Origin of the sequence: Streptococcus handemini (assembly GCF_040984445.1) — a bacterium.
Lineage (GTDB): Bacteria > Bacillota > Bacilli > Lactobacillales > Streptococcaceae > Streptococcus > Streptococcus handemini.
The window spans coordinates 1-5,478 of sequence record NZ_JBFRYH010000096.1 but is presented as its reverse complement, the minus strand read 5'-3'; the positions used below and the strand labels follow the sequence as shown (position 1 = coordinate 5,478).

Sequence of the window (5,478 nt, the reverse complement as noted above, 5' to 3'; positions counted from 1 at the left end):
TTCCGTCAATGGCTATCAGGCGTTTCGAAAAACGAGTAAAATGTTTAGCTGATACCTCTGCCTCTTCAAGAAGAGCAGACCACATCTGTGTCACTTCTACTAGAACTTGAGGATCTAGAGTCGCAAAGACTCGTTGCAGCGTATCGTGAGACGGAATCCCATTTTCTAACCCCAACACGGTTCGCAAGGAAGACTCATAGGCAGTCCCAAACTCCTCAATTTCATCCCAATATTCTGCACCTGATAGACGCGCAAAGAAAATAAGCAAGACAATATCTGACAATGTGTGCTTAATTTTCCAGGATTCTCTATCATCACGGACACCTATCAAGAAATCCAGTATCTCATTCATAACAAAATCCTCCACTATCTCTAGTATAGCAAAGGATTCGAACTTAGTTTATGAAACTGTTATCTGAAAACGAAACTTTCTTCATGCGTTTGTCGTGAACAAAAGGAGAATTCCCCTGTTCCTTTTTGAAAATCCTATCTTGATTCTTCTGTACGGACACCTTGTCGATCCACCGACAAAATAACACACTCGCCATCTAAGGAAAGAGCATCAATAGCTTCTTTGATAACCTGTTCATTTTCTTTATTTGCTAGGACCATGACGGTTGGCCCTGCTCCTGATAGATAGGTTGCATAAGCGCCTAATTCATGACCTAGTTGACGAATCGGGTAAAATTCCTGAACCAGTTTTTGACGAAACGGCTCATGAAACATATCTGCTTCAATCGCTTTTCCAGCTTCAACCAAATCGCCTGTTAGCAACGCCGCAATAGCCACATTGGCAATGGAGCTTGCTGCAACAGCTTTTTTCGATGAAAATTGTGTTGGCAAGACACCACGACTCTCACTCGTACGCAAGGGATAGCTAGGAATAAAGGCAACAAAACTAGCTGCTGGAAAATCCGTGACAATCTTTGCCACTTTTTTATTGACATAGCTGGAGATAACCAAATTCCCAAAAATCGCAGGCGCTACATTGTCTGGATGCCCTTCAATTTCTGTTGCCAAACGCAATTTTTCCTCATCTGTCAATGCTAGATGAGCTAATTGATTTGCTAGTTCAATTCCTGCTACGATGACAGAACTAGAGGAACCAAGTCCACGTGCAAGCGGAATATCACTCGTCATCCGCACATGATGAGGTTGCAAGTCTGGACAAACCTTCAAGGCCGTTTTGATAAGTAGATTGTATTGATCAGAAGGCACAAATTCTAAATCATGCTCGACAAACCATTCATCTTGCGGTTTGACAATGTCAATTGTTAAATATTTTGATAGCGCAACACCGACAGAATCAAAACCTGGTCCAATATTGGCACTGGTTGCTGGTACGGTAATTTTCATCTTATTCCCCCAGCACCTTAAAGGAATTTTGAAGCGTAAAATCAGCTGCTTCTGCTAAGTTGTTTGTCACACGTTCTAACTGAGTTTTACTCATACTATGGGTCACGACAACAAGATGTGCCTGCTCACCATCAGAAGCCTGTTGGAGAATTTGCTTGAAGGAAATTTCTTCAGCATTGAAAATCTCAGCCAATTGGAGCAAGGTCCCATTTTTGTCTGGTGCCAAGATAGAGAAATAATACTCACTACGCACATCACTTGGGGCTGCAATTTGAAGCGGACGAGAAAATTCATTAAAGGCTTTCCCAACTGTCTCGTCTTTCAAACGACGAATAATACGAATAATATCTGCTGTTACACTAGCTGCTGTTGGTTTTTGACCAGCTCCTGGCCCATAGTACATGGATTGACCAATTCCGATTGACTCGACAAATACAGCATTCATCACACCATTGACACTTGCCAAGGGGTGTTGTTTTGGCAAGAAGGTTGGTGACACTTCAGCTGACAAACCAGAGGCTGTTTCTCGAATATCACCAACCAATTTGATAACATAACCCAATTCCTGTGCTACCGCTACATCATCTGGTGAAATAGTCGAGATTCCCTTATGCTCAACATTGTCAAAATCAATTGTCATTCCAAAACCAAATTGACTGAGGAGAACGGCTTTGTAGGCCGCATCAATTCCTTCGACATCATTGGTTGGATCAGATTCTGCATATCCTAATTCTTGAGCTGTTTTCAAGGCTTCTTCATAGGTCCAACCCTCATCTACCATTTTAGTCATCATAAAGTTTGAGGTACCATTGAGGACACCTAGGATACGGGTTACTTTGTCAGATACCAATGAATTTGACAGGGTACGCAAAATAGGAATGCCGCCCGCAACAGCTGCTTCATAATACAGTGCGACATTGTTCTTCTCAGCTAACATCCGCAACTCACTTCCGTGAACAGCCAGTAAATCTTTATTAGCTGTGACAACGTGTTTCCCAGACTCCAAAGCACGACTAATAAAGGTTTTGGCAGGCTCGATACGCCCCATCAGTTCAACAATAATCTGAATATCCTTATCAGCCAAAATCTCATCTACATTTGTCACAAAATAATAGTCGTGTCCTGCTGCTTCTAAGCGTTCTTTTTCCGCATCGTCCCGTACCAATACTTTTGCAATTTCAATCGTATCTTGTGCAGCTTGCTGAATCTTTTCAGCATTTTCCTTCAGTAGGAACGGAATCCCACTTGCTACCGTTCCAAATCCTAATAATCCAATCTTAACCGACATACAAACTCCTTAAAAAGTATTTCTACTATTATAGCAGATAATGAGAGAAATTGGCAAAAAATTTGGTATAATAGAAATATATTAAAAAATAGTAGAATAATACCCTAGTCCATCAAACTATCGCTATCTCGTTGGTGTATTTTGCCTAAAAGACAGGTCTGTAGAAAAATGACTAGATCAATGAAAAAAGGAGGTTGCCATGGCAGCACAACGAAGTCGAACCCGTCGTAGAAATGGAAAACGTCAACAGTACAGGAAGAACTTTTGGGGTGTTTTTCTGGCGCTAGCTGCTATTCTAGCCATTTCTCTCACTCTCTATATTAAACGTGATTGGCTCTTGGCGCTCACTACACCAACTCCCTCAACAACAAGTCAAATCAGTCAGATACCTCAAGATTCGAGCAGCTCCTCTTCCACAAATAGTGATACAGCCGCTACTGAGAAGGGGAACATTGTCTGGGAAAAACAAGAAGCTCCTGTCAAAATACCAATTCTCATGTACCACGCTATTCATGTCATGGCGCCTGAAGAAGCCACAAATGCGAATTTGATTGTCGATCCGACTACCTTTGAGAGCCATTTGAAAGCCTTGAAAGAAGCAGGCTACTATACTCTCACACCCGAAGAGGCTTACAAAATTCTAACTGAAAATGTCCTTCCAAAGGGTAAGAAAGTTGTCTGGCTTACCTTTGATGACAGCCTTTGGGACTTCTACAGTATCGCCTATCCCTTGTTAAAACAATACAATATGACTGCAACCAATAACGTCATTACAGGTGTTACTGATATACAGCCAGATCATTTGACATTAGAACAAATCAAAGAAATGCAAGCAAATGGAATGTCCTTCCAGAGCCATACTGTCAATCACCCAGATTTGGAATATAGCACACTAGAAGCCCAAGAAACCGAACTAAAAGACTCTAAAGATTATTTAGACCGACAACTGAATCAAGATACTATCGCAATAGCCTATCCAGCCGGTCGCTATTCTAATCAGACCATCCAAACGGTCGAGAATACTCACTACAAGTTAGGAGTAACGACCAACGAAGGTCTTGCTTCTGCCGCAGACGGATTCCTTACCTTAAATCGCATACGAATTCTTCCAGTCACAACGGCAGAACTCTTGTTGCAGATTATTGAGAAATAATGATAACTTCATTGCGAAAGTCCGTAACAACGGGCTTTTATTATATGTTAAAACCTTTATCTAATACTTATTTAATACCAAAATCTGAACACAATGCTCTCCTCAAAGATTTGTTTTTCGTTATTATATTACTTAAACAGATATTTCCTTGGTGATTGTCAATTTATTGTAACCGCCCCATAACGAAGTATATTGAAAAGTTCCAAAGTCGCTTTGACTCTGGAACTTTTCCTATTTGCAGTAGTTCTGAATTTGTTCAGCCCATGATAAATAAGCCTCTAGAACTTCCTTTTTAGCGAGCGTCTCCTCGTTAGGTAGATTGTCTAGAAGATAGGTCATATATTTCTCTGAATCAAGGCCGTGTCGCTTAGCTGTTTCCAAAAGACTAAGGATGATAGCTGTCGCCTTGGCTCCCTCAAAGCTTTGAGAGAAAAGCCAATTTTTACGCCCCATAACCAAAGTCTTCATAGCCCTCTCTGCTATATTGTTAGACAGGACTAAGTTGCCGTCCGAGAGAATGGTTCGGAAGGTGGTTTCATATTTAAGGCTATACTCTAAGGCAATACCCAATTTAGAACCTGGCAAGACTGCTTGAGCACGACACCAGGCAAAGAACTCGTCTATCAAGGGCGCCAACTCTATCTGACGTTTATGCAGTCGCTCCTCGCTAGACAAATCTGCCCAGTCATGCTCCAAGGCAAATAGGCGATCGCAATAGGCTAATCCCTTAGCCCCTAAAGAGGTCTTGTCCGCTTTCTTAGGGGTTGCATCGAAGAACTTTCTTCTGACATGCGCCCAACAACCCACTAATTCAGCCTGATTCAACTGACGGTAAGTACTCAGCGGTTCGCAGTTAACCAAGCTTAGCATCGCTTCGCTCCTAAACCTTGGACTGCTATCGCATAGGCAGAACTAGAGGACTAAAGTCCTAAGTTACTGCCGTAACATGTCACAATGTACATAGCCTGCGTAATCCCCAAGAAACTCCTTCACAACTAAACCACTCCGTCGCTTATCATGATGATAGAGCGTGATGCCCTGTTCTTCATGCTTGCCAGATAAGAAAGTCCAATAATAGGTCAGCTGGCTATCATTTTCTAAGACCTTATAGGAGGTTTCATCCGCATGGAGAATAGGCTGTTTCCGTAATTTCTCGTGCAACAGATCATAAATTGGCTCGAAATAATACTGACTAGACTTGATGTGCCAGTTCGCTATTTCTTTCCGTGTGATGGGCAAGCCAAGCTTATGCCATTCCTCTTCCTGCCGATAATTTGGCACCTTCAGATTGAACTTCTGATGAATCGTATGGGCAATGATGGAGGCTGACCCAAAGCTATGTGCTAAAGGAGCCTTAGGAACAGGAGCCTTGATAATCTTATCGCTCAGATTCTTCTGACTACATGCCTGACACTTGTAAGCGTGTTGGACATGGTCAATCCGCTTTAATTGTGCAGGAATGAAGACCAACTCTTGTCGTTGAACAGTTGAGCCAATCTCCTTCAACTGACCATGGCAGTCTGGACAAGTGCAGTCTTCACCCTGTAATTCGTGATGAACAATCTCTGGAGTGAATTGACTAAAAATAGCCTGACGAACTCCCTTAGCCTTCTTGCATTTGTAGGTAATGTTTTCTGTTTCAACTGGGCAAGTCAGATTCTTCTTCTGGTAGGCTTTCCTC

At 42.1% G+C, this 5,478-nt stretch carries 4 protein-coding genes and 1 pseudogene; 1 reads left to right on the top strand and 4 read right to left on the bottom strand.

From position 1 onward, the window contains the following. The 3 genes from ABPH35_RS10325 to ABPH35_RS10315 form a co-directional block, all read right to left on the bottom strand. The coding region (locus tag ABPH35_RS10325) for a transposase family protein (protein ID WP_368849736.1) at window positions 1–352 on the bottom strand (352 nt) is incomplete at its 3' end. A 134-nt stretch (window positions 353–486) separates the two neighbouring features. Further along, window positions 487–1,356 (bottom strand): homoserine kinase, encoded by an 870-nt coding sequence (gene thrB / locus ABPH35_RS10320; protein ID WP_349989607.1) that lies wholly within the window; start codon window positions 1,354–1,356, stop codon window positions 487–489. 1 nt (window position 1,357) lies between these two features. Further along, complete coding sequence (locus ABPH35_RS10315; RefSeq protein WP_349989606.1) at window positions 1,358–2,644, bottom strand: homoserine dehydrogenase; 1,287 nt, start codon at window positions 2,642–2,644, stop codon at window positions 1,358–1,360. A gap of 199 nt (window positions 2,645–2,843) precedes the next feature. On the opposite strand from ABPH35_RS10315, the gene ABPH35_RS10310 reads away from it, so the two are divergent. Next, window positions 2,844–3,797 carry a polysaccharide deacetylase family protein gene (locus ABPH35_RS10310; RefSeq protein WP_349989605.1) on the top strand — a complete coding sequence of 318 codons (954 nt, stop codon included), beginning with the start codon at window positions 2,844–2,846 and terminating at the stop codon, window positions 3,795–3,797. A gap of 234 nt (window positions 3,798–4,031) precedes the next feature. Here ABPH35_RS10310 and ABPH35_RS10305 read toward each other — a convergent pair. Then, window positions 4,032–5,478 (bottom strand): annotated as a pseudogene (locus ABPH35_RS10305) (IS66 family transposase); the annotation flags it as partial.

Coding starts and splice junctions, on each gene's coding strand:
- ABPH35_RS10310 (WP_349989605.1), top strand. CDS start 2,844: ATGGCAGCACAACGAAGTCGAACCCGTCGTAGAAATGGAAAACGTCAA.
- ABPH35_RS10315 (WP_349989606.1), bottom strand. CDS start 2,644: ATGTCGGTTAAGATTGGATTATTAGGATTTGGAACGGTAGCAAGTGGG.
- thrB (WP_349989607.1), bottom strand. CDS start 1,356: ATGAAAATTACCGTACCAGCAACCAGTGCCAATATTGGACCAGGTTTT.